We start from the raw sequence: 23,241 nt of genomic DNA, 5'->3' as shown, positions 1-23,241 counted from the left end.
TCCGAGGGCGGCGGGCTCATGCGCAAGGCGTTCCCCGAGCACTGGTCGTTCCTGCTCGGCGAGCTCGCCCTGTACAGCCTGCTCGTGCTGGTCCTGACCGGCGTGTGGCTGACGCTGTTCTTCCAGCCGGGGATGCGTGAGGTCGCCTACGCCGGGTCGTACGCGCCACTGCGCGGGGTGCTCATGTCGGAGGCGTTCGACTCCACCCTGCGCATCAGCTTCGACATCCGCGGCGGACTGCTGCTGCGGCAGACCCACCACTGGGCGGCGCTCGTCTTCGTCGCCGCGATCGGCGCGCACCTGCTGCGGATCTTCTTCACCGGTGCCTTCCGCAGGCCCAGGGAGATCAACTGGGTCATCGGGGTGACGCTGTTCGCCCTCTCCGTCGCCGAGGGTTTCGCGGGCTACTCCCTGCCCGACGACCTGCTCTCCGGCACCGGGCTGCGCATCGCCCAGGCGATCGTGCTGTCCTTGCCGGTGATCGGCACCTACGCGAGTTTCCTCGTGTTCGGCGGCCAGTTCCCGGGGCACGAGATCATCCCCCGGCTGTACAGCCTGCACATCCTGCTGCTGCCGGGCGTCCTGATCGCGCTGGTCGTCGCGCACCTGCTCCTGGTCTTCCATCTCAAGCACACCCAGTGGCGCGGCCCGGGCCGCGGCGGCCGCAACGTGCGCGGCAAACCGCTCTTCCCCCAGTTCACCGCCTCCTCGCTGGGCCTGCAGTTCACCGTCTTCGGCGTGCTGGTCCTGCTCGCCGGGATCGCCCAGATCAACCCGGTGTGGACGTACGGCCCCTACCAGCCGGACCAGGCGTCCACGGGCTCCCAGCCGGACTGGTACGTCGGGTTCCTGGAGGGCTCGCTGCGGCTGATGCCGGCCTGGGAGACGAACGTGGCCGGGCACACGATCATGTGGAACGCCTTCCTGCCGGCGGTGGTCCTGCCGGGGCTGCTGTTCGCCGTCCTGTACGCGTACCCGTTCGCCGAGCAGTGGCTGACGGGGGAGTGGCACCAGGAACAGCACCTGTGCGACCGGCCGCGGGAGCGCCCCGTCCGCACCGGCCTCGGCGTCGCCGGGCTCGTGTTCTACGGCGTGCTGCTGCTGGAGGGCGGCAACGACATCATCGCGGCCGCCTTCCGGGTCTCCGTGAACACGATCACCTGGGTGCTGCGGATCGCGCTCGTGCTGGCTCCCGTCGCCGCCTTCCTGGTCACCCGGGCCCTGTGCCACGCCCTGCTGGCCAGGGAACAGGAGATCCTCGCCGAGGGCGAGGAGACCGGTGAGGTGCGGCAGTCCATCACCGGGGGCTACGAGAGCGACCACCGCGCCGTCGGGTCGCGCCGCCCCGGAGCCCCGGCGGGGCCGGTCGTCACTCGCCCCGGTGAACGTACTGGAACGCCATCCCCGCCACCCCCCGCACCAGCACCCCGAGACCGATGAGGAACAGCCACACCCCGTAGACCACGCCCAGCGCGCTGACCGAGAAGCCCAGCGCGGTGACGATCGGCCAGGTGCTCTCGGGCGGGAAGAACTCCAGCGGCCCGGCGGCGTCGGCGACCTCGGCCTCACGGCGGTCCTGCGGGCGCACTCCCTTGCGCCGGTACTGGATCAGGCAGAAGAAGGAGACCAGCGCCGCCATTCCGCACGCGATGACCAGCGCCGCCGTGCCGGCCGGCTCGCCCGACCAGACGCCGTACAGGGCGGCGCTGCCGCCGAAGAAGAGTGCGACGCCGCCGAAGAGCAGGGCTTCCACCTTCATCGGCGTCCCTCCAGTTCCGCCCGCTGGACGATGTCGGGGTGGTGCAGGTCGAAGGCGGGGGCCTCGGAGCGGATCCGGGGCAGGGCGTCGAAGTTGTGCCGCGGCGGCGGGCAGGAGGTCGCCCACTCCAGGGCGCGCCCGTACCCCCAGGGGTCGTTCACGGTGACCTGCCGTCCGTGGCGCGAGGTGTGCCAGACGTTGTAGAGGAAGGGCAGGGTGGACACGCCGAGCAGGAACGCCCCCGCCGAGGAGAGTGTGTTCAGGAGGGTGAAGCCGTCGGCGGGCAGGTAGTCGGCGTACCGGCGGGGCATCCCCTCCGCGCCGAGCCAGTGCTGCACCAGGAACGTCAGCTGGAAGCCGGGGAACAGCAGCCAGAAATGGATCCTGCCGAGCCGTTCGTCCAGCATCTTCCCGGTGAGCTTGGGCCACCAGAAGTAGAAGCCGGCGAACATCGCGAACACCACGGTGCCGAACAGCACGTAGTGCAGGTGCGCCACGATGAAGTACGAGTCGGTCACGTGGAAGTCCAGCGGCGGCGAGGCGATCAGCACTCCGCTGAGCCCGCCCAGCAGGAACGACACCAGGAAGCCGGACGACCACAGCATCGGCGTCTCGAACGACAGCGAGCCGCCCCGCATCGTCCCGATCCAGGCGAAGAACTTGATCCCGGTGGGCACCGCGATCAGGAACGACATGATCGAGAAGAACGGCAGCAGTACCGCGCCCGTGGCGAACATGTGGTGTGCCCACACCACCGCGGACAGCATGGTGATCGCGATGGTCGCCCCGATCATCGGCAGGTACCCGAACTGCGGCTTGCGGGAGAAGACCGGGACGATCTCGCTGACGATCCCGAAGAACGGCAGCGCGACGATGTAGACCTCCGGGTGGCCGAAGAACCAGAACAGGTGCTGCCACAGCAGCGCCCCGCCGTTCGCCGCGTCGAAGACGTGCGCCCCGAACTTCCGGTCCGCCTCCAGGGCGAGCAGCGCGGCGGTCAGCACCGGGAAGGCGGGCAGCACCAGGATCGAGGTGAACAGCACGTTCCAGGTGAAGATCGGCATCCGGAACATCGTCATCCCGGGCGCGCGCAGGGTGGTGATCGTGGTGATGAAGTTGACCGCGCCGAGCGTCGTCGACACACCCGTCACCACCAGCCCCATCACCCACAGGTCGCCGCCCGCGCCGGGGGAGTAGTAGGCGCTGTTCAGCGGCGCGTAGGCGAACCAGCCGAAAGCCGCCGAGCCGCCGGGCACGAGGAACCCCGAGACGACCATGAGCCCACCGAAGAGGTACATCCAGTACGACAGGGCGTTGAGACGGGGGAAGGCCACGTCCGGGGCGCCGATCTGGAGCGGCATCACCGCGTTCGTGAAGCCCGCGAACATGGGAGTGGCGAAGAGCAGCATCATGATCGTGCCGTGGATCGTGAAGAGCTCGTTGTAGGTCTGCTGGTTCATGAACTGCAGGCCGGGCCGGGCGAGTTCGGCGCGCATCCCCATCGCCAGCAGGCCGGCCAGCAGGAAGAAGCCGAACGCCGTGACCATGTAGAGCCTGCCGATCACCTTGTGATCGGTCGTCGAGGCCCACTCCAGCAGCCTCCGGCCGAACGGCCGGGAGGGGATGGCGGGCCGCTCGGCGGCGGATGCGGATGTTTCGGACGTATCGGTCATCGGCGGCGAGGCTACCGCCCTGCTCCGCGGCCGGGTCCGCGCCACGCCCTCGCCGGCTCGGCACGCATCGGCCGGGCGGGGCCGGGTGCGCGCCGGCCAGGGACACCACCTCGTACGACGCAGCCGGCGCCGGCTCGGCCGCCGGGATCGCCGTCATCGTCGTCGGCGGTCCGGTGATCGCGGCGGTTCTGGTGCGGACCGTCCCGCTCGGCAGCAGGGTCAAACAGGGCGAGCCGAGGACTCCCCGGGGTGGCGAGCATCCGACGCTGCCGGAGTCCGGACCGGTCCACGAGGTCCGCCGGCGGCGTGAGCCGGCCGAGGTGCCCCGCGCCGAGGAGACCGGCCGCCGGCCGACCCCGCGCGAACTCGGCTCGTCCGGCAGCAGGCGCGGCGAGGACCGGATCCGCCCGCGCTGGGACGGGGCTCCGGCGGCTCGTTCGGCAGTGGGGGCTCCGGCGGCGGGTGACCAGGGCCCGGGGTGCCGGTCAGGGGTTTGCCGGGGCTGTTCCCGGGGACTCGGAACGTTTGGAGCACGGCGTTCCGGAGGGAGCCGCTCCGCAGCACCTGACGCAGAAGGAAGATGAGGCGTCGTGACCGCGCACACCAGCGAGAAGCACCTTGTCCGGCACCCCGAGACGGGCTGGGCGCAGGCCCGTCGTCCGAGGGAGGAGGGCGTGCGCACCTGCCTCCCCGCGCTCGAGGACCGTGGCGGCCCCCAGAAGGACCGCACGGGCAACGAGTCGAACATAGTGCGGGGTGAGGACTGAACCGCCGGGTCCGGGCGAGCGCCGGGTCACGGGCCCGGGGAGACGGTCGGTGAGGCGGCGCGAGGCGCCTCGCCGCGTCAGCCGTGCGTCTTGGCCAGCAGTTCGAGGACCTCGGCGGTGGTGCCGGTCTCGCCCAGGCGCGGGAAGATCCGCTCGACACTGCCCCGGTGGGCCTCGGCGTCCATGTCGCTCATGGCGTCGGTGGCCAGCGTGACGTGGTAGCCGTGCTCGTGGGCGGCGCGGGCGGTGGACTCCACGCCGATGCTGGTGGCGATGCCGGCCAGCACGATCTGCGTCACCCCGCGGCGGCGCAGCTGCACATCGAGGTCGGTGCCGTGGAAGGCGCCCCAGTTGTGCTTGGTGACGGTGATGTCGCCCGGGTGCCCCGCCAGCTCGGGAACGATCACGTCCCAGCCCTCGGGACGGGCCCCACCACCGGGCCGCACCGCCTCGGTGCGGCCGGGCGGCACGTCGCCGAAGTCGGCGGCGAAGGAGACCCGGACCAGGACGACGGGCAGGTTCCTGGCGCGGAACGCGTCGGCGAGCCCGACCGTGCGGGAGAGCACCTCGGCGCCGGAGTACGGGGCGGTGGGCGCGCCGACGATGCCGGCCTGGAGGTCGATCACGACGAGTGCGGTGCGCGGGTCGAGTGCGGTGAGTGCCATGGGGGGCGGGCCTTTCGGAGGTGAGCTTTTCTGGCTGTGGTGCTTTTCAGGGCCGGGTCAGCCGTTCCAGCAGGGCGAAGGCCTCCAGGAGCGTCTCCCGTTCGGCCTCGGTGTAACGGTCCTGCAGGGCCCGGGTCAGCCACTCCCCGCGGCTCTGCCGGTCGCCCGCGATGCGCTCGCGGCCACCCTCGGTCAGGGTGACGAGCTGGCGCCGTCCGTCCTCGGGGTCGGGGCTGCGCCGGATGAGCCCGTGCCGCTCCAGGGCGGCGAGCGTGGCGGCCATGGACTGCGGCCGGACCCCCTCGGTGGCGGCCAGCGCGCTGGCCGTGGCCGCGCCGTGCTTGCCGACCAGGGTGAGCGCCGACACCTGCGGCGGGGTCAGGTCCTCGTCCCGCGCGACCTCACGGATCCGGCGCCGCAGCCGGCTGAACACCACCCGCAGGTCGCGGGCGGCGCGCGCGGCGGAGGCCGAGATGCCCGGCGGTACCTCGCCGGCCTTGTGATCCATGACAGCACCGTAGAACCGCCCGGACGGAACTGTCCAGTCTGGACTGAACAGTTTTGGCTGAAGATCCGGGCCGGTTCGCCGCCGCGGCGCCCCGCAGTACGCTGACCTGGTGCGTCTGCTGCTGATGTCCGACACCCATCTGCCCAAGCGCGCCAAGGAACTGCCCCCGCGGTTGCTCGCCGAACTCCCGCGCGCCGACGTCGTCCTCCACGCCGGGGACTGGGTCGACGCCGCCACGCTCGACCTGCTGGAGAGCCGCAGCCGCCGCCTGATCGGCGTCTACGGCAACAACGACGGCCCCGAACTGCGCGCCCGACTTCCCGAGGTGGCCGAGGCCGACCTGGACGGGCTGCGCTTCGGCGTCGTGCACGAGACCGGACCGGCCCAGGGCCGTGAGGCCCGCTGCGCCGCCCGCTTCCCCGGCCTCGACGTCCTGGTCTTCGGCCACAGCCACATCCCCTGGGACACCACCGCGCCCTCCGGTCTGCGCCTGCTCAACCCGGGCTCCCCGACCGACCGCCGCCGCCAACCCCACTGCACCTACATGACCGCGACCGTCACCAGCGGCCGCCTGACCGACGTGGAACTGCACCGGCTGCCACGCCGCACCCCGTGACACACCCGTGCCACGCGATGGCGTACGACGGCGTGACCACGCAGGAGGGCAGCCCCTGACTCAGGGGCTGCCCCGGGGTCACTCTTCCCTTTCTCGTTTCCGACTTCTCGGCGAGATCCGGGCCGCTCGATGCGTGGCGGCGGCCCGGGCGCTACGAGTGTGCGCTTTCACGGACCTCCTTCCCACTGGGATACGCGGCACATGTGCTGCGGAGGCCATGCATGCCTCATCCGTTGATGGCGCGCGTACCCCTCCCGCACAGCCTCACACCACCGAATCCGCAAAACCCGCGAGAAACCCGGAACAAGTCGGAACAGCAGGTCACAGTGGCAACGAGGGACTGATCGAGGCTCACGGACACCCTCCGCACCGCACCCAGCGGCCGTCCGGTCAGCGGCGCCGGAGCCGGCGGACGCCCACGATCAGCAGTGCCACGGCCAGGGCCGCGCCGACCGCCACGGCGGCACGCTTGGCGACCGGTACCCCGGCGGTGCGCAGCAGATCCAGCGGCTCCGGCTCCGCGTACCGGGCCGCGTGCTCCTCGCGCGCCTCCGTCTCGGCGCTCCCGGCGGCGGCGCCGGCGGCCACGGGCGGCGTCTCGGCGAGCCGCTGCGAAAGACAGTCGGCGAACTGCCCCACCAGCCGGTCCCCCACCTCCGCCAGCACCCCGCGCCCGAACTGCGCCGGACGGCCGGTCACCGTCAGATCGGTCCGCACCGCCACCGCCGTGCTGCCGTCACGCTCCTGAAGCGTGCCCGTGACGGTGGCCCGCGCCGTGCCCTGCCCGCGTGTCTCCCGGCCGCTGGCGACGAGGACCATGCGGTGTGCCGCCTCGTCCTGCTCCTCGAAGACCGCCGTCCCCTTGTACGTCACCGTGATCGGCCCCACCTTGACCTTGACCGAACCGGTCACGGTCTTGCCGTCGTACTCCTGCACGGTGGCCCCCGGCAGGCACGGTGCCACGCGCTCGATGTCCAGGAGCGCCCGCCAGGCGTCGTCGACCGGCACGGGGACGGTGAACTCGTGGTTCAGTTCCATGACTTCTCCTCGTACTCAGGCGGAGCCGGTCGCGTGGATGGCTCCGGCGGTCGCGGTCAGGGGCGTACCGGTGCCGCCCCAGCGCAGCGCGACGATCTCGGCCGCGACCGACACGGCCACCTCCTCCGGCGTGCGGGCGCCGAGGTCGAGGCCCACCGGGGACCGCAGCCGGGCGAGTTCGTCGTCCGTCAGGCCGGCGTCGATCAGCCGCTCCAACCGGTCGTGGTGGGTACGGCGGCTCCCCATCGCGCCGATGTAGGCGGCGGGCCGGCGCAGCGCCTCCTCCAGCAGCGGCACGTCGAACTTCGGGTCGTGGGTCAGGACGCAGATCACCGTGCGCTCGTCGGTGTCCGTGCCGTGCAGATAGCGGTGCGGCCAGTCCACGACCACCTCCACGCCGTCCGGGAAGCGTTTCGGCGTGGCGAACACCGGGCGGGCGTCGCACACCGTGACGCGGTAGCCGAGGAAGGCGCCGATACGGGCCACCGCGGCCGCGTAGTCGATCGCGCCGAACACCAGCATCCGCGGCGGCGGGGCGAAGGAGTGCAGGAACACCGTGACGGCGTCCTCGCGGCGCTCGCCGCGCGCACCGTAGTGCCTGAGCCCGGTGGCGCCCAGGGCGAGTTCGCCGCGGGCGTCGGCGGTCACCGCCACGTCCAGGCCGGCCGCGCCCAGCGTGCCCGCCACCGTGTCGGGCCACACCGCGAGCGTCGTCCCGCGCGGGGCGGGTCCGTCCACCACGGTCACCACGGTCACCGGGTCGCCCGCGGCGACGGACGCGGCGACCGCGCCGAAGGCCGGGTCGGACTCCTGGGTCACCTGCCTGACCAGCACGGAGATCTCACCACCGCAGGTGAGCCCCACCGCGAACGCGTCCTCGTCGCTGTAGCCGAACGTCGCCACCCGTGCCTCGCCGCCGGCCGCGACCTCCTGGGCCAGGTCGAACACCGCCCCCTCCACGCACCCGCCGGACACGCTCCCCACCACCTCGTCGTCCGGCCCCACGGCCATCGCCGCACCGGGGTCGCGCGGCGCGCTGCGACTGACCGTGACGACGGTCGCGAGGCCGAACGGCACCCGCGCCGCGTACCACCGCTCCAGTACCGGAAGAATGTCCCGCACGCTCAGCTCCTCTCCCACGACCCCGGCACCTGGCCGGCCGCGTCCGTGCCGGCGCCCTGCACCACCGCCGCCAGACGCTCCAGCGCGGCCAGGCTGTGACCCTCGACGAAGTCGTCCACGCTGGGCAGCGCCGCCGCCATGCCGGCGGCCAGCGGCGCGTAGCCCGGGCGCGCCTTGCGGGGGTTGGACCAGATCACCCGGTGCGCGAGCCCGTGCAGGCGCCGCATCTGGGCGGCGAGCAGGTGTGGGTCGCCGCGCTCCCATCCGTCGGACAGCAGTACCACGACGGCGCCGCGCGCCATGCCCCGCTGGCCCCAGCGGTCGAGGAACTCCCGCAGCAACTCACCCAGGCGGGTGCCGCCGCGCCAGTCCGGCACGGCCTCGGCGACCGCGGCCATGGCCAGGTCCGGGTCGCGGTGCGACAGCTCCCGGGTCACCCGGGTCAGCCGGGTGCCGATGGTGAACACCTCCGTGCGCCGCCCCCGGGCGGCGGCGTGCGCGAAGCGCAGCAGAGCGTCGGCGTAGGGGCCCATGGATCCGCTGACGTCGACCAGCAGCACCACCCGCCGCGGCCGCTCCGCGCGCGCGTGCCGCCGCAGCAGCGCCGGCTCGCCGCCCAGCCGGAGCAGTTCCCGCACGGTGCGGTGCGGGTCCACGTCCCCGCGCCGGGCCGGCCGTCGCCGCGCGGTGCGCCGCGGCTGCCCGCGCAACGCGAACGCGGCGAGCAGCCGGCGCACCTGTGCGCGTTCCGTGGGGTCCAGCTCCGCCACGTCGCGGTGGCGCAGCACCTCGGCGGAGCTGGCGAGCGTTGCGGTGGGCGGCCCCTGCCGCCGCTCTCCGGGTGGTCCGGTGCGCGACCCGGCGGGCGCCTCCCGCAGGACCGGTCGCGGCCGGGGCGGGGGAGTGGTCCGGGCCGGGCGGGCCGGTGTCCCGTCGGTGCCGAAGTACGCGGCGAACACCCGCTCGTAGCGTTCCAGGTCGTCCCGGTCCCCGCACAGCGTCACCCGGCCCGCCCAGTACACGTCCGTCCGCAGCCCGGGGCGCAGGGCGTCCACCGCCCGCAGGAAGGCGTGCACCCGCTCGGCGCTCGCCGCGACCCCGGCGGCCCGCAACGCCCGCGCGAACCCCAACAACGCGGCATCACCCTCCGGCCGACGCCCTTCGCCATGCCTGCCGGCCCTGGCGTCCGTGGTGTGCCCTGCGCGGCGGTCCTGGGCAGGGCCGGTGACGTCCGCGGTGTTACGCATCTGGGGTCGGTGCTCCTGCGGGCCCAGCTCGTCGGGCCCGTGCGGACCGGGAGCTTTTCCATGCCCGCCCGCCCCGGCGTCCGGACTGCGCCCTGTGCCGGCGCCCGCGACGGCCGCGGTGGTACGGCTGTTGGGCTGGTGCTCCTGAGGGCACAGCGCGTTGCCCCGGCTGTCGGGCCCGTTGGGACCGAGGTCTTCGCCGCGCCTGCCCGCCCCGGCGTCCGTGCTGTGCCCTGCGGTGTCCGCTCCGAGTACCTCGCGGTGTCCTCGTCGTTCCCCGGTCACGGCGATCACGCTCCCCGTCCCGCGAGGACCGCGGCGAAGTCCAGGCCGCGGGCCCGGTCCGTGTCCTCGCGGTACTTCAGCACCGATCCCAGGGTGACCACCGCCAGCTCCGCGTCCACCTCGTTCGCCCCGAGGGCGTCCAGGGCGCGCGCCCAGTCCAGGGTCTCGGCCACGCCCGGCGGCTTCAGCAGGTCCTCCGCGCGCAGGGCCTGCACCAGCGCGGTCACCTGCTCCGCGAGCCGCGCCGACACCTGCGGCAACCTGCGCCGGACGATGGCGAGTTCGCGGCCGAAGCCGGGATGGTCGAACCAGTGGTACAGGCACCGCCGCTTCAGCGCGTCGTGCACCTCGCGGGTGCGGTTGGAGGTCAGGACGACCACCGGCGGCACCTCGGCCCGCAGCGTGCCCAGCTCCGGAATCGTCACCTGGAACTCCGACAGCAGCTCCAGCAGGAACGCCTCGAACTCGTCGTCGGCCCGGTCGATCTCGTCGACCAGCAGCACCGACGGCTGGGTCTGCAGGGCCCGCAGCAGCGGCCGGGCGACCAGGAACCGCCGGTCGTACAGCTCGCGCTCCAGCCGCTCCGCGTCCCTGACCCCGGCGGCCTCGGCGGCCCGCAGATGCAGCAGCTGACGGGGGAAGTCCCAGTCGTACAGCGCCTGCGAGGCGTCGATCCCCTCGTGGCACTGGAGCCGGATCAAAGGCGCGTCGAGCGCCTCGGCGAGGGCGGAGGCGAGCGCGGTCTTGCCGACGCCCGCGTCGCCCTCGCAGAAGACCGGCCGGTGCAGCCGCAGCGCCAGGAAGCAGGCGATGGCGAGCCCGTCGTCGACGAGGTAGCCGGTCTGCTCCAGACGGGAGCGCACCTGCTCGGGGCTGTCGATGGAAGTGATCGGCGCTCACCCCATCCCGGCGGCGGCCAGGACCGCCCGCTTGGTCAGCACCCGCGCGAGGTGCGCCCGGTACTCGGGCGAGGCCGACGCGTCCCGCGAGGGCCGGGTGCCCTCGGCCGCGGACTGGGCCGCCCGCGCCACCGAGTCGGCGTCCCCGGCACCGGCCAGCGCCTCCTCCGCGGCGGCGGCCCGCAGCGGGGTCGACCCCATGTTGGTCAGCCCGATCCGCGCCTCCGCGATGCGCCGGTCGTCGCGCCGTACCAGCACGGCGACACCGACCATGGCCCAGGACTGCGCCACCCGGTGGAACTTCTCGTACCGGTAGCCCCAGCCCTCCCGTTTGGGCACCCGTACCTCCACCAGGAGCTCGTCGGGGGCCAGCGCGGTCTGCAGATAGTCGGCGAAGAACTCGCGCGCCGGGATCGCGCGCCGCCCGCCGGGCCCCTCGGCGACCAGTTCGGCGTCCAGCGCCAGCGCCACCGCGGGCAGGTCCCCGGCCGGGTCGGCGTGCGCGAGTGAGCCGCCGAGGGTGCCCCGGTGCCGTACGGCGGGATCCGCGACCGTCTCGGTGGCTTGGGCCAGCAGGCCCGCGTACCGCCGCACCAGCGGGTCGTGGACGACGTCGTGGTGCGTGGTCAGCGCGCCGATGGCGAGCGTGCCGCCGTCCTCGCGGACCCCGCGCAGCCCGGGGATCCGCCCGATGTCGACGACGAGTTCGGGAAAGGCCAGCCGCAGCCGCAGCAGGGGCAGCAGACTCTGCCCGCCGGCCAGCACCTTCGCGTCCTCGCCCGCGTCGGCGAGAGTGCGCACGGCCTCGTCGACGCTGGCCGGGCGGGCGTAGTCGAATGCGGGGGGAATCATGCCGAGGCCTCCTTCCGCGCCGACCGCGCCTGCGCGGACCGCACGGCCTCCCAGACCCGCTCGGGGGTGCACGGCATCCGCACGTCGTGGACGCCCAGCGGGCGCAGCGCGTCCACGATCGCGTTGACGACGGCGGGCGTCGAGGCGATCGTGCCCGCCTCGCCGACGCCCTTGGCGCCGAGCGGGTTGGAGACCGCGGGCGTCTCGGTCCGGTCGGTCACGAAGTCGGGGAGGTCCGCCGCCGACGGCACCAGGTAGTCGGCCATCGTGCCGGAGACCAGGTTGCCCTCCGCGTCGTACACGGCCTCCTCGTACAGCGCCTGGGCGATGCCCTGGGCCAGTCCGCCGTGCACCTGCCCCTCGACGATCACCGGGTTGATCACCCGGCCCACGTCGTCCACGCAGACGTAGGAGCGGATACGGGTCTGCCCGGTCTCGGTGTCGACCTCGACCGCGCACAGATGGGTGCCGTGCGGGTAGGAGAAGTTCTCCGGGTCGAGCAGGTACTCGGAGTTGAGGGTGGGCTCCATGCCGTCGGGCACGTCGTGCGAGGTGAACGTCTCGAAGGCGACCTCCTGGATGGTCCTGCGCGCCTCCGGCGAGCCCTTCACCGAGAACACGCCACCCTTGAACTCCAGGTCGTCCTCGCTCGCCTCCAGCAGGTGCGCCGCGACCTTCCGCGCCTTGTCCACCACCTTCTCGGCGGCGCGGTGCACCGCCGACCCGCCCACGACCAGCGAGCGCGAGCCGTAGGTGTCCATGCCCTGAGGCGCCGCCAGGGTGTCGCCGTGCAGCACCTCAACGTCCTCGAACGGCACACCCAGCACGTCCGCGGCGATCTGGCTCCAGCAGGTCACGTGCCCCTGTCCGTGCGGGCTGGTGCCGGTGACCACCTCGACCTTGCCGGTGGGCAGCATGCGGATGCTCGCCGCCTCCCATCCGCCGGCCGAGTACCTCAGGTCCCGCAGCACCCGGCTCGGCGCCAGCCCGCACATCTCCGTGTACGTCGACACGCCGATGCCCAGGCGCACGCCGTCCCCGCGCTCGTTGCGCTGCTGCTGCTCGGCGCGCAGGTCGTCGTAGCCGAACAGGGCGAGCGCCTTCTCGGTCGCCGCCTCGTAGTTCCCGCTGTCGTAGGTCAGGCCCGCGATCGAGGCGTACGGGAACTCCTCGTGCCGGATCCAGTTACGCCGCCGCACCTCCACCGGGTCGAGACCGACCTCGGCGGCGAGTTCGTCCATGGCCCGCTCGATGGCGTACGTGGCCTCCGGGCGCCCGGCGCCGCGGTAGGCGTCGGTCGGGGTACGGGTGGTGAACACACCGGTGCAGTTGAACTCGTAGGAGTCCATCTTGTAGATCCCCGGGTACATGAAGGCGCCCAGGATCGGGATGCCGGGAGTGACCAGCATCAGATAGGCGCCCATGTCGGCGATCAGGTCCACCTTGAGACCGAGCAGCCGGCCCTCGCGGGTCGCGGCGATCTCGATGTCCTGGATCATGCCGCGGCCGTGGTGGGTGGCCAGATAGCCCTCGGAGCGGGACTCGGTCCACTTCACCGGTCGTCCCAGCCTGCGCGCGACCTCGACCGCGATGGCCTCCTCGCCGTACACCTGGAGCTTGGAGCCGAAGCCGCCGCCCACGTCGGGGGCGATCACCCGCAGCTTGTGCTCGGGCACGCCGGTGACCACCGAGAGCATGATCCGCAGGATGTGCGGGATCTGCGTCGCCGAGTACACCGTGAACTCCCCGGAGGCGGCCAGCGGGGTGACGACGACCGCGCGCGGCTCCATGGCGTTGGGGATGAGGCGCTGCTGCCGGTAGCGGCGGTGCAGGACGATGTCGGCGCGCTGCTTGACCGCCTCGAAGTCCTCGCCGGTCCTCAGCGGCCACACATAGGCGCGGTTGGTTCCCTTGTCGGCGTGGACCAGCGGGGAGTCGTCGGCGAGCGCCTCCTCCAGGTCCAGGACCGGCGGCAGGGGCTCGTAGTCGACCTCGACTGCCTCCAGCGCGTCGGCCGCCGCGTACCGGTCACGGGCCACCACGACCGCCACCGGGTCACCTGCGTGGCGCACCTCGTCGACCGCGACCGGCGGATGGTCCGGCAGCACCATGTCCTCGGTGACCGGCCAGGCGCAGGGCAGCGACCCCAGTCCCCCGGCGAGGTCGCGGCCGCTGAAGGCGGCGACGACGCCGGGGCGTTCGAGGGCGGGGGAGACGTCGATGTGTTCGATGCGGGCGTGCGCCATGGGGCTTCGCAGGACGGCCAGGTGCAGCAGTCCGGTGACGGTGATGTTGTCGGTCCAGTTGGTCTGCCCGGTGATCAGCCGGGCGTCCTCCTTGCGGAGCCGGGCCCTGCCGACCTCGCGTTCGACGGCCTGGTCGGTCATGCCGTCACCTCCTGGGCGGACCCGGTCCGCTCGCCGGCGGCCGTCTCCCCCTCGGCGACGGCGAGCACCGCGCGGACGATGTTCTGGTAGCCGGTGCACCGGCACAGGTTGCCCTCCAGCGCCTTGCGCACCTCGTCGGAGCCGGGGTGGGGGTTCTCGCGCAGCAGATCGCGCGCGGCCATGATCATCCCGGGGGTGCAGTAGCCGCACTGCAGCGCGTGCCGCTCGTGGAACGCGCGCTGCAGCTCCGTCCACTCGCCGTCCCTGGCCAGTCCCTGCACCGTGGTCACCTCGCCGCCATCCGCCTGGACGGCCAGCACCGTGCAGCTCTTGACGCTCGCGCCGTCCAACTCGACCGTGCAGGCTCCGCAGTTCGAGGTGTCGCAGCCGATCGGGGTACCGGTCAGTCCGAGGCGGTCGCGCAGATAGTGGACCAGGAGCAGACGGGGTTCCACCTCGTCCTCGTAGGCCGTGCCGTCCACCGTGACCGAGATATGGGTCATGTTCCCTCCGGGGCCGTATGGGCATGGGTGGGGGAAATGTCGTCGACCGTGTGGTGTACGTCACTCTATGACCGTGTCAGGGCGCGGGCGAGTGGTGCGACAGGCGTCGTTGACCGTTAATCCATTGCCCCGGCGCTTCGGCTCTGCTGCACTGCACGTCATCACGTCGTCACCGAACGAGGAGCACCCATGCGCACAGCGTCCATGTCCACCCCGGAAGGAATCCCCGCCATCAAGAAGGACATGACGCCCAGTGCACTTGCTCAACCTCGGCATCCTCGCGCACGTCGACGCGGGTAAGACCAGTCTGACCGAACGGCTGCTGCACTCCGCGGGGGTGATCGACGCGCTCGGCAGCGTCGACGCCGGCAGTACGCGGACCGACACCCTCGCGCTGGAGCGGCAGCGCGGCATCACCATCAAGTCCGCCGTCGTCTCCTTCCCGGTCGACGACGTGACCGTCAACCTCATCGACACCCCCGGCCACCCCGACTTCATCGCCGAGGTGGAGCGGGTGCTGGGCGTGCTCGACGGCGCGGTACTCGTGGTCTCCGCCGTCGAGGGCGTCCAGGCGCAGACGCGCGTCCTGATGCGCACCCTGCGGCGGCTGCGCATCCCGACCCTGCTCTTCGTCAACAAGATCGACCGGCGGGGCGCCCGGCAGGAGGAACTGCTGAGTGCCGTCGCCCGGCGGCTGACACCGGCGGTCGTACCCATGGGGCGGGTGACGGGAATCGGCGCCCGCGAGGCCCGCTTCGTGCCCGGCCTCGGCCCGTCCGCGCCGGACGTCCTCGCCGAGCACGACGACGATCTGCTGGCCGCGTACGTCGACGGCACCCTCCGCGCCGACCGCCTGCGCGCCGCCCTCGCCGCCCAGACCCGGCAGGCCCTCGTGCACCCGGTGTACTTCGGCTCCGCGATCACCGGTGCCGGAGTGGACGCGCTGATCGGCGGCGTCAAGGAACTGCTGCCCGCCGCGGGCGGCGACCCCGACGGGCCCGTCTCGGCCACCGTGTTCAAGGTCGAGCGGGGTCTCGCGGGGGAGAAGGTGGCGTACGCGCGGATGTTCTCCGGCACCCTCCGGGTACGCGACCGCGTCCCCTACGGCGACGCCCGCACGGAGGGCAGGGTCACCGCGATCGGCGTGTTCGACCACGGCACCGACGTCCGCGCCGACGCCGTGTCCGCGGGCCGCATCGCCAGACTGTGGGGCCTGGCCGACATCCGGATCGGCGACACGGTCGGCGAGCCCGGCAAGGCCTACGAGCACTTCTTCGCGCCGCCGACCCTGGAGACCGTCGTCGTACCGGGCCCCGGCGTGGGCGGCGGGGCCCTGCACCTCGCACTCACCCGACTGGCCGAACAGGACCCGCTGATCGGGCTGCGCCACGACGAGGCGCGGCAGGAGACCTCCGTGTCCCTGTACGGGGAGGTGCAGAAGGAGGTCCTCCAGTCCACGCTCGCCGACGAGTTCGGACTGTGCGTCACCTTCCGGGAGACCACCCCGCTGTGCGTCGAGCGGCCGGTGGGCACAGGTGCGGCCGTCGAGTTCAACAAGAAGGACGGCAACCCCTTCCTGGCCACCGTCGGGCTGCGCGTCGACCGCGCGCCGGCCGGCTCCGGGGTGGACTTCCGCCTGGAGGTCGAACTGGGCTCGATGCCGTACGCCTTCTTCAAGGCGGTGGAGGACACCGTGTGCGAGACCCTCGGGCAGGGGCTGCACGGCTGGCCGGTCATCGACTGCACGGTGACCCTGACCCACTGCGGCTACTCGCCCCGGCAGAGCCACGCCCACCAGGGCTTCGACAAGAGCATGTCCAGCACTGGGGCCGACTTCCGGGGCCTGACCCCGCTGGTGCTGATCGAGGCGCTGCGCCGCGCGGGCACGCTGGTCCACGAGCCGGTGCACCGCTTCCGCGCCGAGGTCCCGGCGGACACGCTCGGCGCCCTGCTGCCGGTGCTGTCCGCACTGCGAGCCGTGCCGCGGACGACCGTCACCCACGGATCCGTGTGCCTTCTGGAGGGCGGCGTCCCGGCCGCCCGGGTGCACGCGCTGGAGCAGCGCCTGCCGGGGCTGACCCGCGGTGAGGGGGACCTGGAGAGCGCCTTCGACCACTACGCGCCGGTCACGGGCGACACGGTCCCCGAGCGCCCACGCACCGACCACAACCCACTGGACCGCAAGCAGTACCTGCTCAACCTGACACAGCGGGTGGGACGATGACGCCCGCCCGCCTGCCGCCGCCCACGACCCTGCACCCACCCGCCGGGGTCCGGGACGCGGTGGGCGGCGCGGAACGCGAGCCTCCACTTCGACCTGCCCAGGTTCGAGGCCGACAGTGCGGCCCGCTTCCTCGCCCGGCACCTCGGGGTAGCGGCCACCACGGCGGCCTGACGCCGGACGGCGGACACCGGACGCCGCACGTCGGTCGGCCCGAGAGGGGCGAGACCACCGGCGTCCCAGCCGAAAGCCCCGGCCGCCGCGGAATCCACCGCGGCGGCCGGGGCTCACCCGGCGAGGGAGACGCGACCCGTCAGACGAAAGCCGTCAAACGCAAGCCGTCATCGGACGCGAGCGTCAGGAGGTCACGATCTTGGTCTTCGAGCAGTGGGACGTGACGCCGCCCTTCGTCAGGCAGGCCCACATGATGTACTGATGGCCCTCGGGCAGGTTGCCGCTCTTCCAGGCGGTGTAAGGCGAATTGTGGCCGGAGGTGCTGACCACACGTTCGGGGATGCTGCCGTCGGGCGCGCTCAGATGGGCGACGACGCCATATCCGTCGGCGGTGGCGTCGAAGGCGCCGAGGGTGTCCCCCGTCACGCCACAGCCGGGGTTCGCACTCCACAGACCGGAGCCGGCCCACTTGCCGGCGTCGTTGTAGACATCGACGGACGGGTACGTGCAGATCTCGTCCGTCGCGGCGGAAGCCGAGCCAGATGTCGCGGTGACGAGGCCCCCGGCCATCACGAGACTGGTCAGCGCGACGCCTGCCTTACGAGCAATACGCATGATCTCCCCCTGAACGCCGCCAGGGTCTCCGGCGGCGGCACTCAGTATGGAATACGGGGGCAGAGCAGAGCAATGATCTTTCCGGCGGTGGATCAGGGCCGGACAGGCCCTAAGCCGGACCGCGCGCTCGCCCGCCTCGGCCACGCGGTGGCCGGCGAGTGGCAGAGCACCACGGGCCAGGCCCGCGACGTACCTGTCTTCCGGGTGGAGGTGCGCGCGCACGTCCCGGGCGAGAGCCGGAGCGAGTGGCAGCTGGTCCGCGACACCGACGGCGACGAAGTCACCGTCACCCTCATCGCGTCCGCCGACGGTCAGCGGGTGAGCGTCCAAGGCGGCGCCGGCGAGACGTTCCATGGCGAGCGGGCCCGGCAAGCGGGCGGTGGAGGAGCTCGTCCCGGCGCATCAAGCCCGCGGCTACCGGCTTGCCGCCGTACGCGCCACCCGCTGAGCACGCGGCCCTGTTTCATAGGTGTTCACCTGTGAAACACCCCGACCCGCGGCGCACGACCTGCGGTGATCATGTTTCATGAGTTGTCGCAAAAAGGGGGACAGATGAAACGCCCTCATGAAACGATCCGGGGTGAGTCCGGCCCCCCACACCCTCGTTGAGGCGCACACCTGCCCGATGTCGTCCTGCGCCGCCCCGGCCGGCTCGCCGTGCCGGACCGGCAAGGGCAAGGTCGCCGTGCAGTACCACACCGCCTGCTTCCGCCTGGTGCCTCAGCTCGCCAAGACGCTCAACGTGCCCACCCCGCCCGTACGCAAGCCCGGCACGGCCTGGGTGGAGCTGCCGCGGCCGCGTGCCGCCGGCGCCGAGCCGACTGGGCACGTCCGCCTCGGCTACGCCCGCGCCTCCACCGCCCGGCAGTCCCTCGACGCCCAGCTCGACTCCCTCGCCGAGGCCGGGGTGACCCGGGTCTTCTCGGAGAAGATCTCCACCCGGGTCACGAAGCGGCCCGAGCTGGACAGGGCCGTCACGCTCGCGCGGGAACTGCGCGCCTCCGGCGTCGCGGTCACCTTCGTCGTCCACGAGCACAAGCGCCTCGGCCGCGGCATCGACCTCGCCACGCTCGCCGAAGAACTCAAAGCGTCCGAGGTCGGGCTGGAGTTCCTCACCGGAGAGCTCCAGGGCCAGCACGATCCCTCCGGGGTCGTGTTCACCGTGCTCGCCGCGCTGTCCGGCATGGAACGCGAGTACATCCGCGACCGCACCCTCGAAGGTCACGAGTCCGCCCGCAAACGCGGCAAGGCCATCGGCGGCGCCACCGTCGCCGACCCGGACATGCTCGCCATGGCCCTGCACTACCGGGATCAAGGTATGAGCCTGCGCGACATGGCCGCGAAGCTCGTCATCACCAGCGGCAAGAAGAAGGGCCAGCACCCGTCACCGGCTACCGTCATGCGGATGCTGCGCGAATACGACGAACAGGCCACCGCGACCGCAGCGGCGTGATCCACCGCTACCTTGCGGCTGGTGTCTGAGCCAGGACTCCGGGGCCGTGTTCGCTCTCCTGTCACTGCCGGGAGATGATGAGCCAGGGCCGCCGGGGCGGCCCGCCCCTCGACGGAGGGACGGGTGGGCCGCCGGTCCTGTCTATGCTGAGGCCCATGGCACTGGAATGGGAACAGATCATCGTCGATTCCGCCGACCCCGTCGCTCTCGGGCGCTGGTGGGCCGAGGCTCTCGGCTGGGTAGTGGTCGACGAATCCGAGGAGATCATCGAGATCCGGCCTGAGCCGGACCAGATGCCGGGGCTGCTCTTCGTGCCTGTCCCCGAGGGCAAGACGTCGAAGAACCGGCTCCACCCCGACTTCCGCCCCGACGACCAGGAAGCCGAGGTCGCCCGGCTGCTCTCCCTCGGTGCCCGGCGCGCGGACACCGTGCAGGACGAGCAGCACTGGGTGACCCTCCTCGACCCGGAGGGCAACGAGTTCTGCGTCCTGAGTGAGCGGAAGAGCTGAGCAGAAGCACTGGCGGAAGCGCTGAGCGGAGGCCGGGCAGTTGTCCGGGGCCCCGACGTCCCACACAGCAACACGCACAGAATTGACACGGAAGCCGGATGGCGGTGGCGCGGCGCACCCGAGCGGGCCGGCACCGCCGGGTTCGTGCCGCGCGAGTTCCTGTTCTCCTGCCCGGACTGTCCTGCGGTTCTCTGACCTACGCGGCACGACGTCGCGACGGCCCAGCCCAAGATCATCTCGTGGCGGGTTTGGAGCGTATCTGGGTCACACCCCTAGAGGCCCGTGGGTTCAGGGGAACTGAAGGCTTCTCGGCGGGAACCCGAGGGTCCGGTGTCCTGAATCCCGGGTGTAGCCCCTTGGGTTTGTTGTGAACCCGCGTGTGCGATCTCGCTGATGTGGGCGTGTGCGTGTCGTCCGGGCTCGGTTCACGCTTCGTCGCGGTGGGTGAGGTGGCCGTCGGTGAGTCGCCAGTAGTGCTGGTGATCGGTCAGCTGCCAGGTCTCGTCGGCGGCGATGGCCTGCGTGATCCATTCGTGCAGTTGCGGGAGGGCATGCGCTCGTAGAACAGCGCGGGTGGCAGCACGTTCAGTGGCATCGACCGGGTGGACATCTATGTGGACGCCGACCATGTCCGGGTGGATGCCGCGGCCGTAGTTGCGGGGGTTCGGAGCGAGCCATGCTGCTCCCAGGACGATGGTCCCGCTGTCAGGTCCGGTGAGGAACTGCAGGTCCCTGACGCGGGTCATGTAAGGGCCGAGACACTCGTTGATGTCGGTGGCGGTCAGTGGCCAGGCACGGTGCCGAGGCAGTCTTCGATTTCGTGCAGACATGGCAAGCAGAATCGCAGAAGGTCACTGCAGGCCCTCACGGGTTTGTTCGGCGGCCTGCTCCAACAGCGCCCGTGCGGAGTCCGCGTAGCGCATCGCGGTCTTCTCGTCGAGTCCGAAGACCCCTCGTTTTCACCCTGACCGTCGAGCGGTCAGACACAGTGAGAACGCTTCAGGAATCCCGAAATTACGTCAGGGCGCGAGGAGCCACCAGAGAGAGGACGAACCCCCTGGCCACGAGGTTGGGGACTCAACGGGGCTCAGGAGAACTCACGGGATGTCGCACAACGAGTCCTGGGCCGAAGAGGACGAGGGGCTGAGGACGGTGGCTGCCGGGGGCCTTCGCCGGCCAATGCAGTTGCCTTTTAAGCACCCGCCCAGTTCACGGGCTCCTCTGCGTTTCGGCTTCACTGCCGCAGGCGCTCGCCGCCATCACCCGCAGCTGCCAGGAGGCCCCGGGATACACTGCTCCGCCCCACCCTGACCGGAGGTCATCTCAGTGTTACCTGCACGGGTACTCGCCGTTGCCCCGCTGGCTCTGGTGATTCTCGCCCTGTCCGGTTGCTCTTCCTGGGGCTGCACCGACACGACGGCGAAGCGCGGTAAGGCCGGTGTCAGGGTGCAGGTCGTGAACACGTATGGGCAGCCTCGCGGCGTCACCGCCGAGGTCGTTGACTGGCGCCTTGAGCCCCACCCGCAAGTGCCCTCCAGAGGTGACAAGGTCCACTTCCACTTCCGCTTCGACGGCGCCGACGAATATTCCGGCCCTGCAGTGGACGCCTGCGCGGTCGACAAGGAGCGCGTGGCGTTGAGGTGTCAGACGATCTATTCGTCCGAGGCGTGGCCCGAGCCTGACGGTGCCCGCACGGGCGACGACTGGCTCACTGTCGAGCACCCTGAGCAGGTTGCCGGAGTGCTGTTGATCCCCAATGACCAGTCCTACGACCGACGCGCCTGCGATCAGGACCCCAAGGACGGTGGCGGGCCGCATCCTCCGGAGCCACCCAGCAGGGGGGACCAGCTGTAAAGGGGTCAAGGCGGTTGAGCGCGAGGCACGGGTCTGCCGGCGCCCCGGTGTTTGCGCTGTTTGGTGGTCTGGTTGTGTGCCCATCGCCCCGGCGCGACCTTGCTGCGGCCGCTCCGGGTTCTCAGGATCGGCCACCGCATCGGCTTCTTGATCGCTCGGGGCCAGTCCCGGCCGGACCGGGGCGGAGGCAGACGGGACCGCGCTTCCTGGCAGGCCTCCTTCCAGGCGTTGGTCGGCGAGCGCCTGGAGGTGTCGTGCTGGGACGGCACGCTGCGCCGGGCGATCCGGACGCAGCGGAGATAGGAGAGCCGGTCGGCATCCAGGACCGGTCCACTTGCCGCGGCGGCGTGCGCGAACCGGCGGACGGCCTGGTGGACCGCGAGCAGGGCCCACCGCTCCTGCCGCACGGCTTCAGGGGTGCGCGATCGGAGCGGTCCGCCGGGGCCGAGGTGGTTCTTGATCTCGTCGAAGGCCAGCTCGATCTCCCAGCGCTGCCGGTAGAGGGCGATCAGCTCGTCCGCCGGGTACTGCTCGGTGTCCAGCAGGGACGTGCCCAGGTGCACGGCCTTGTCGTTCTTGGTGAAGGTGATGACGCGGTAGGTCGTCTCCTTCGGCAGGGTCCGGCCTTCGCGGGCTGCCCGGAGGCGGACATCCTTGCCGGGGCGCATCAGGGACAGCCGGGAGCCGTCCGGCAACTCCGCCTGGGTGGTGCCGAGGTGGTTGGACTGGAGCCTGGCCAGCAGATGGGCGCCGGACGTGGTGAAGGCGTGGACGAATTCGACCGACCAGAACCCGCGGTCGGCGATGAAGAGGTCACCGGGGCCTGTCGAGTTGGCCAGCGGGTAGGCCAGGCGCCGTTCGCCGTCCCGGTAGCCGCCCAGGCCGGCGTCGAGGATGGCGTGGGTGACGATCTCCGCGAGCACGGCGGCTCGCACCTGCGGGAAACCGAACGGCGTCCCGCCTGTGGAGGGGCCGTCGAAAGTGTCGCCGTTGCTCACTGAGTCCGGCACGTCGAACTGTGTGCCGTCCAGTGCCAGGAGGCGCAGACCGCGCCACCACGCGCCCGGCGTCTCCGGTGCCGCCAGCGGGCCGGCCACCTGCCGGCGCGATGTCGCCCGCAAGGAGATGCTCCGGCTCTTCGCGCTGCTGGCGGCGGGTGACATCGCATCGGTTGAGGCGCTCTCCTGGCAGAGGTGACCGGCCTTACCGTCAGGTTCGTACCCAGAGGGAGATCGCCGCGACCTGAAGTGCCGCGAGGTAGTGCACGGCGAGCTTGTCGGTGCGCATGGCGATACCGCGCCACTGCTTGAGCCTGTTGATGCATCGCTCGACAGTGTTGCGGTGCTTGTATGCCTGGCGGTCGAAGCTCGGTGGGCGGCCGCCGCGCGAGCCGCGCCGCTTGCGGTTGGCGATCTGGTCGGCAGGTTCCGGGATCACCGCAGTGATGCCGCGACCGCGCAGATGGGTGCGGATCGCGCGGGAGGAGTACGCGCGGTCCGCGCTCACGCTGTCCGGTCTCGTCCTGGGCCTGCCGCTCCCGATTCTGGGCACGCGGATGCTGGCCATGACGGCTTCGAAGTAGAGAGAGTCGTGGCGGTGTCCGGCTGCGACCAGCAGTGACAACGGACGGCATCGGTCGTCGGCTGCCAGGTGGACTTTGGTCGTCAGCCCGCCACGGGACCGCCCGAGAGCGTGGTCGTCCGGTTCTCCCGCTGGAGCCCCTTTTTGCGGGCGCCGGCGGCGTGCTGGTGAGCTCGCACGGTAGTGGAGTCCACGCTCACCAGCCAGTCGATGTCTCCGGCTGCGTCGGCCTGGGCCTGGAGTTCGGTCAGGATCCGCTGCCAGGTGCCGTCCTTCGCCCAGCGCCGGAAGCGGTTGAAGACCGTTTGTCAGGGACCGAACCGCTCAGGAAGGTCCCGCCAGGCGTTGTTGCCCCGGTACTTCCATGCCACTGCATCAATGATCATCCGATGGTCCCGCCATCGACCACTACGGGGCGGATCTGGCGGCAGGAGCCGCCGGCTCCGTTCCCAGCCCTCATCGCTCAACACACCCCTGGACTCCACGTCGGATCAAACGACCATCTGATCCACG

The 23,241-nt window shown here is 71.7% G+C and carries 22 protein-coding genes and 1 pseudogene; 8 read left to right on the top strand and 15 right to left on the bottom strand.

Annotation, left to right across the window (positions count from 1 at the left end; translation table 11 throughout):
- Nucleotides 1-18 precede the first annotated feature (18 nt).
- The gene (locus TNCT6_RS00430; protein ID WP_141365889.1) at nucleotides 19-1,440 is read left to right on the top strand and encodes a ubiquinol-cytochrome c reductase cytochrome b subunit; all 1,422 of its coding nucleotides are present in this window, start codon (nucleotides 19-21) and stop codon (nucleotides 1,438-1,440) included.
- Here the strand turns inward: TNCT6_RS00430 and TNCT6_RS00425 are convergent.
- Both TNCT6_RS00425 and ctaD read right to left on the bottom strand, forming a co-directional pair.
- Nucleotides 1,370-1,759 carry a cytochrome c oxidase subunit 4 gene (locus tag TNCT6_RS00425; protein ID WP_141355450.1) on the bottom strand — a complete coding sequence of 130 codons (390 nt, stop codon included), beginning with the start codon at nucleotides 1,757-1,759 and terminating at the stop codon, nucleotides 1,370-1,372. The genes TNCT6_RS00430 and TNCT6_RS00425 overlap by 71 nt on opposite strands.
- Complete coding sequence (gene ctaD / locus TNCT6_RS00420) at nucleotides 1,756-3,432, bottom strand: cytochrome c oxidase subunit I (protein ID WP_141355448.1); 1,677 nt, start codon at nucleotides 3,430-3,432, stop codon at nucleotides 1,756-1,758. Before ctaD ends, TNCT6_RS00425 begins: the two co-directional genes overlap by 4 nt.
- On the opposite strand from ctaD, the gene TNCT6_RS40620 reads away from it, so the two are divergent.
- Both TNCT6_RS40620 and TNCT6_RS39665 read left to right on the top strand, forming a co-directional pair.
- The gene (locus TNCT6_RS40620; protein ID WP_308789452.1) at nucleotides 3,405-4,016 is read left to right on the top strand and encodes a DUF6479 family protein; all 612 of its coding nucleotides are present in this window, start codon (nucleotides 3,405-3,407) and stop codon (nucleotides 4,014-4,016) included. The two genes, ctaD and TNCT6_RS40620, sit on opposite strands and share 28 nt — an antisense overlap.
- Before the next feature lie 6 nt (nucleotides 4,017-4,022).
- Entirely contained in the window at nucleotides 4,023-4,199 is a 177-nt protein-coding gene (locus TNCT6_RS39665) for a hypothetical protein (protein ID WP_172632754.1), read from the top strand.
- A 77-nt stretch (nucleotides 4,200-4,276) separates the two neighbouring features.
- On the opposite strand, the gene TNCT6_RS00410 is transcribed toward TNCT6_RS39665, so the two are convergent.
- Both TNCT6_RS00410 and TNCT6_RS00405 read right to left on the bottom strand, forming a co-directional pair.
- Entirely contained in the window at nucleotides 4,277-4,864 is a 588-nt protein-coding gene (locus TNCT6_RS00410) for a hydrolase (protein WP_141355446.1), read from the bottom strand.
- Between the two features lie 46 nt (nucleotides 4,865-4,910).
- Complete coding sequence (locus TNCT6_RS00405; protein ID WP_141355444.1) at nucleotides 4,911-5,372, bottom strand: MarR family winged helix-turn-helix transcriptional regulator; 462 nt, start codon at nucleotides 5,370-5,372, stop codon at nucleotides 4,911-4,913.
- A gap of 109 nt (nucleotides 5,373-5,481) precedes the next feature.
- On the opposite strand from TNCT6_RS00405, the gene TNCT6_RS00400 reads away from it, so the two are divergent.
- Nucleotides 5,482-5,988 carry a metallophosphoesterase gene (locus tag TNCT6_RS00400; RefSeq protein ID WP_141355442.1) on the top strand — a complete coding sequence of 169 codons (507 nt, stop codon included), beginning with the start codon at nucleotides 5,482-5,484 and terminating at the stop codon, nucleotides 5,986-5,988.
- Nucleotides 5,989-6,378: 390 nt separating this feature from the next.
- On the opposite strand, the gene TNCT6_RS00395 is transcribed toward TNCT6_RS00400, so the two are convergent.
- The 7 genes from TNCT6_RS00395 to TNCT6_RS00365 form a co-directional block, all read right to left on the bottom strand.
- Nucleotides 6,379-7,026, bottom strand: a complete 648-nt coding sequence (locus TNCT6_RS00395) for an SRPBCC family protein (protein WP_141355440.1) — start codon at nucleotides 7,024-7,026, stop codon at nucleotides 6,379-6,381.
- A 15-nt stretch (nucleotides 7,027-7,041) separates the two neighbouring features.
- On the bottom strand, nucleotides 7,042-8,148 hold the full coding sequence (locus TNCT6_RS00390; protein WP_141355438.1) for an XdhC family protein: 1,107 nt from the start codon (nucleotides 8,146-8,148) through the stop codon (nucleotides 7,042-7,044).
- A 2-nt stretch (nucleotides 8,149-8,150) separates the two neighbouring features.
- Nucleotides 8,151-9,395, bottom strand: a complete 1,245-nt coding sequence (locus tag TNCT6_RS00385; RefSeq protein WP_141355436.1) for a VWA domain-containing protein — start codon at nucleotides 9,393-9,395, stop codon at nucleotides 8,151-8,153.
- Nucleotides 9,396-9,685: 290 nt separating this feature from the next.
- Nucleotides 9,686-10,570, bottom strand: a complete 885-nt coding sequence (locus tag TNCT6_RS00380; RefSeq protein WP_141355434.1) for a MoxR family ATPase — start codon at nucleotides 10,568-10,570, stop codon at nucleotides 9,686-9,688.
- A 6-nt stretch (nucleotides 10,571-10,576) separates the two neighbouring features.
- On the bottom strand, nucleotides 10,577-11,431 hold the full coding sequence (locus tag TNCT6_RS00375) for a xanthine dehydrogenase family protein subunit M (RefSeq protein WP_141355432.1): 855 nt from the start codon (nucleotides 11,429-11,431) through the stop codon (nucleotides 10,577-10,579).
- Nucleotides 11,428-13,818 (bottom strand): xanthine dehydrogenase family protein molybdopterin-binding subunit, encoded by a 2,391-nt coding sequence (locus TNCT6_RS00370; protein WP_141355430.1) that lies wholly within the window; start codon nucleotides 13,816-13,818, stop codon nucleotides 11,428-11,430. Before TNCT6_RS00370 ends, TNCT6_RS00375 begins: the two co-directional genes overlap by 4 nt.
- Nucleotides 13,815-14,321: a (2Fe-2S)-binding protein gene (locus TNCT6_RS00365; RefSeq protein ID WP_141355428.1), complete on the bottom strand. Its 507-nt coding sequence runs from the start codon at nucleotides 14,319-14,321 to the stop codon at nucleotides 13,815-13,817. Before TNCT6_RS00365 ends, TNCT6_RS00370 begins: the two co-directional genes overlap by 4 nt.
- 253 nt (nucleotides 14,322-14,574) lie before the next feature.
- Here TNCT6_RS00365 and TNCT6_RS00360 point away from each other — a divergent pair, with 253 nt between their 5' ends.
- Nucleotides 14,575-16,545 (top strand): translation factor GTPase family protein, encoded by a 1,971-nt coding sequence (locus tag TNCT6_RS00360; RefSeq protein WP_141355426.1) that lies wholly within the window; start codon nucleotides 14,575-14,577, stop codon nucleotides 16,543-16,545.
- 354 nt (nucleotides 16,546-16,899) lie between these two features.
- Here the strand turns inward: TNCT6_RS00360 and TNCT6_RS00350 are convergent, their stop codons facing one another.
- A complete protein-coding gene (locus TNCT6_RS00350; RefSeq protein ID WP_141355424.1) occupies nucleotides 16,900-17,685 on the bottom strand; it encodes a hypothetical protein in 786 nt (261 codons plus the stop codon).
- 271 nt (nucleotides 17,686-17,956) lie between these two features.
- Between TNCT6_RS00350 and TNCT6_RS00345 the strand changes: the two genes are divergently transcribed.
- Both TNCT6_RS00345 and TNCT6_RS00340 read left to right on the top strand, forming a co-directional pair.
- Entirely contained in the window at nucleotides 17,957-18,784 is an 828-nt protein-coding gene (locus TNCT6_RS00345) for a recombinase family protein (protein WP_141355423.1), read from the top strand.
- Nucleotides 18,785-18,939: 155 nt separating this feature from the next.
- Nucleotides 18,940-19,293 carry a VOC family protein gene (locus tag TNCT6_RS00340; protein WP_216372758.1) on the top strand — a complete coding sequence of 118 codons (354 nt, stop codon included), beginning with the start codon at nucleotides 18,940-18,942 and terminating at the stop codon, nucleotides 19,291-19,293.
- Nucleotides 19,294-19,718: 425 nt separating this feature from the next.
- On the opposite strand, the gene TNCT6_RS00335 is transcribed toward TNCT6_RS00340, so the two are convergent.
- Complete coding sequence (locus TNCT6_RS00335) at nucleotides 19,719-20,123, bottom strand: hypothetical protein (RefSeq protein ID WP_141355420.1); 405 nt, start codon at nucleotides 20,121-20,123, stop codon at nucleotides 19,719-19,721.
- A gap of 496 nt (nucleotides 20,124-20,619) precedes the next feature.
- Here TNCT6_RS00335 and TNCT6_RS00330 point away from each other — a divergent pair, with 496 nt between their 5' ends.
- A complete protein-coding gene (locus TNCT6_RS00330; RefSeq protein WP_172632752.1) occupies nucleotides 20,620-21,147 on the top strand; it encodes a hypothetical protein in 528 nt (175 codons plus the stop codon).
- A gap of 5 nt (nucleotides 21,148-21,152) precedes the next feature.
- On the opposite strand, the gene TNCT6_RS00325 is transcribed toward TNCT6_RS00330, so the two are convergent.
- Complete coding sequence (locus TNCT6_RS00325) at nucleotides 21,153-22,310, bottom strand: IS4 family transposase (protein WP_141355416.1); 1,158 nt, start codon at nucleotides 22,308-22,310, stop codon at nucleotides 21,153-21,155.
- A gap of 46 nt (nucleotides 22,311-22,356) precedes the next feature.
- A pseudogene (locus tag TNCT6_RS00320) lies at nucleotides 22,357-23,213 on the bottom strand (IS5 family transposase).
- Nucleotides 23,214-23,241: the final 28 nt, after the last annotated feature.

Origin of the sequence: Streptomyces sp. 6-11-2 (assembly GCF_006540305.1) — a bacterium.
GTDB lineage: Bacteria > Actinomycetota > Actinomycetes > Streptomycetales > Streptomycetaceae > Streptomyces.
This window is presented reverse-complemented; position numbering and strand designations above follow the sequence as displayed.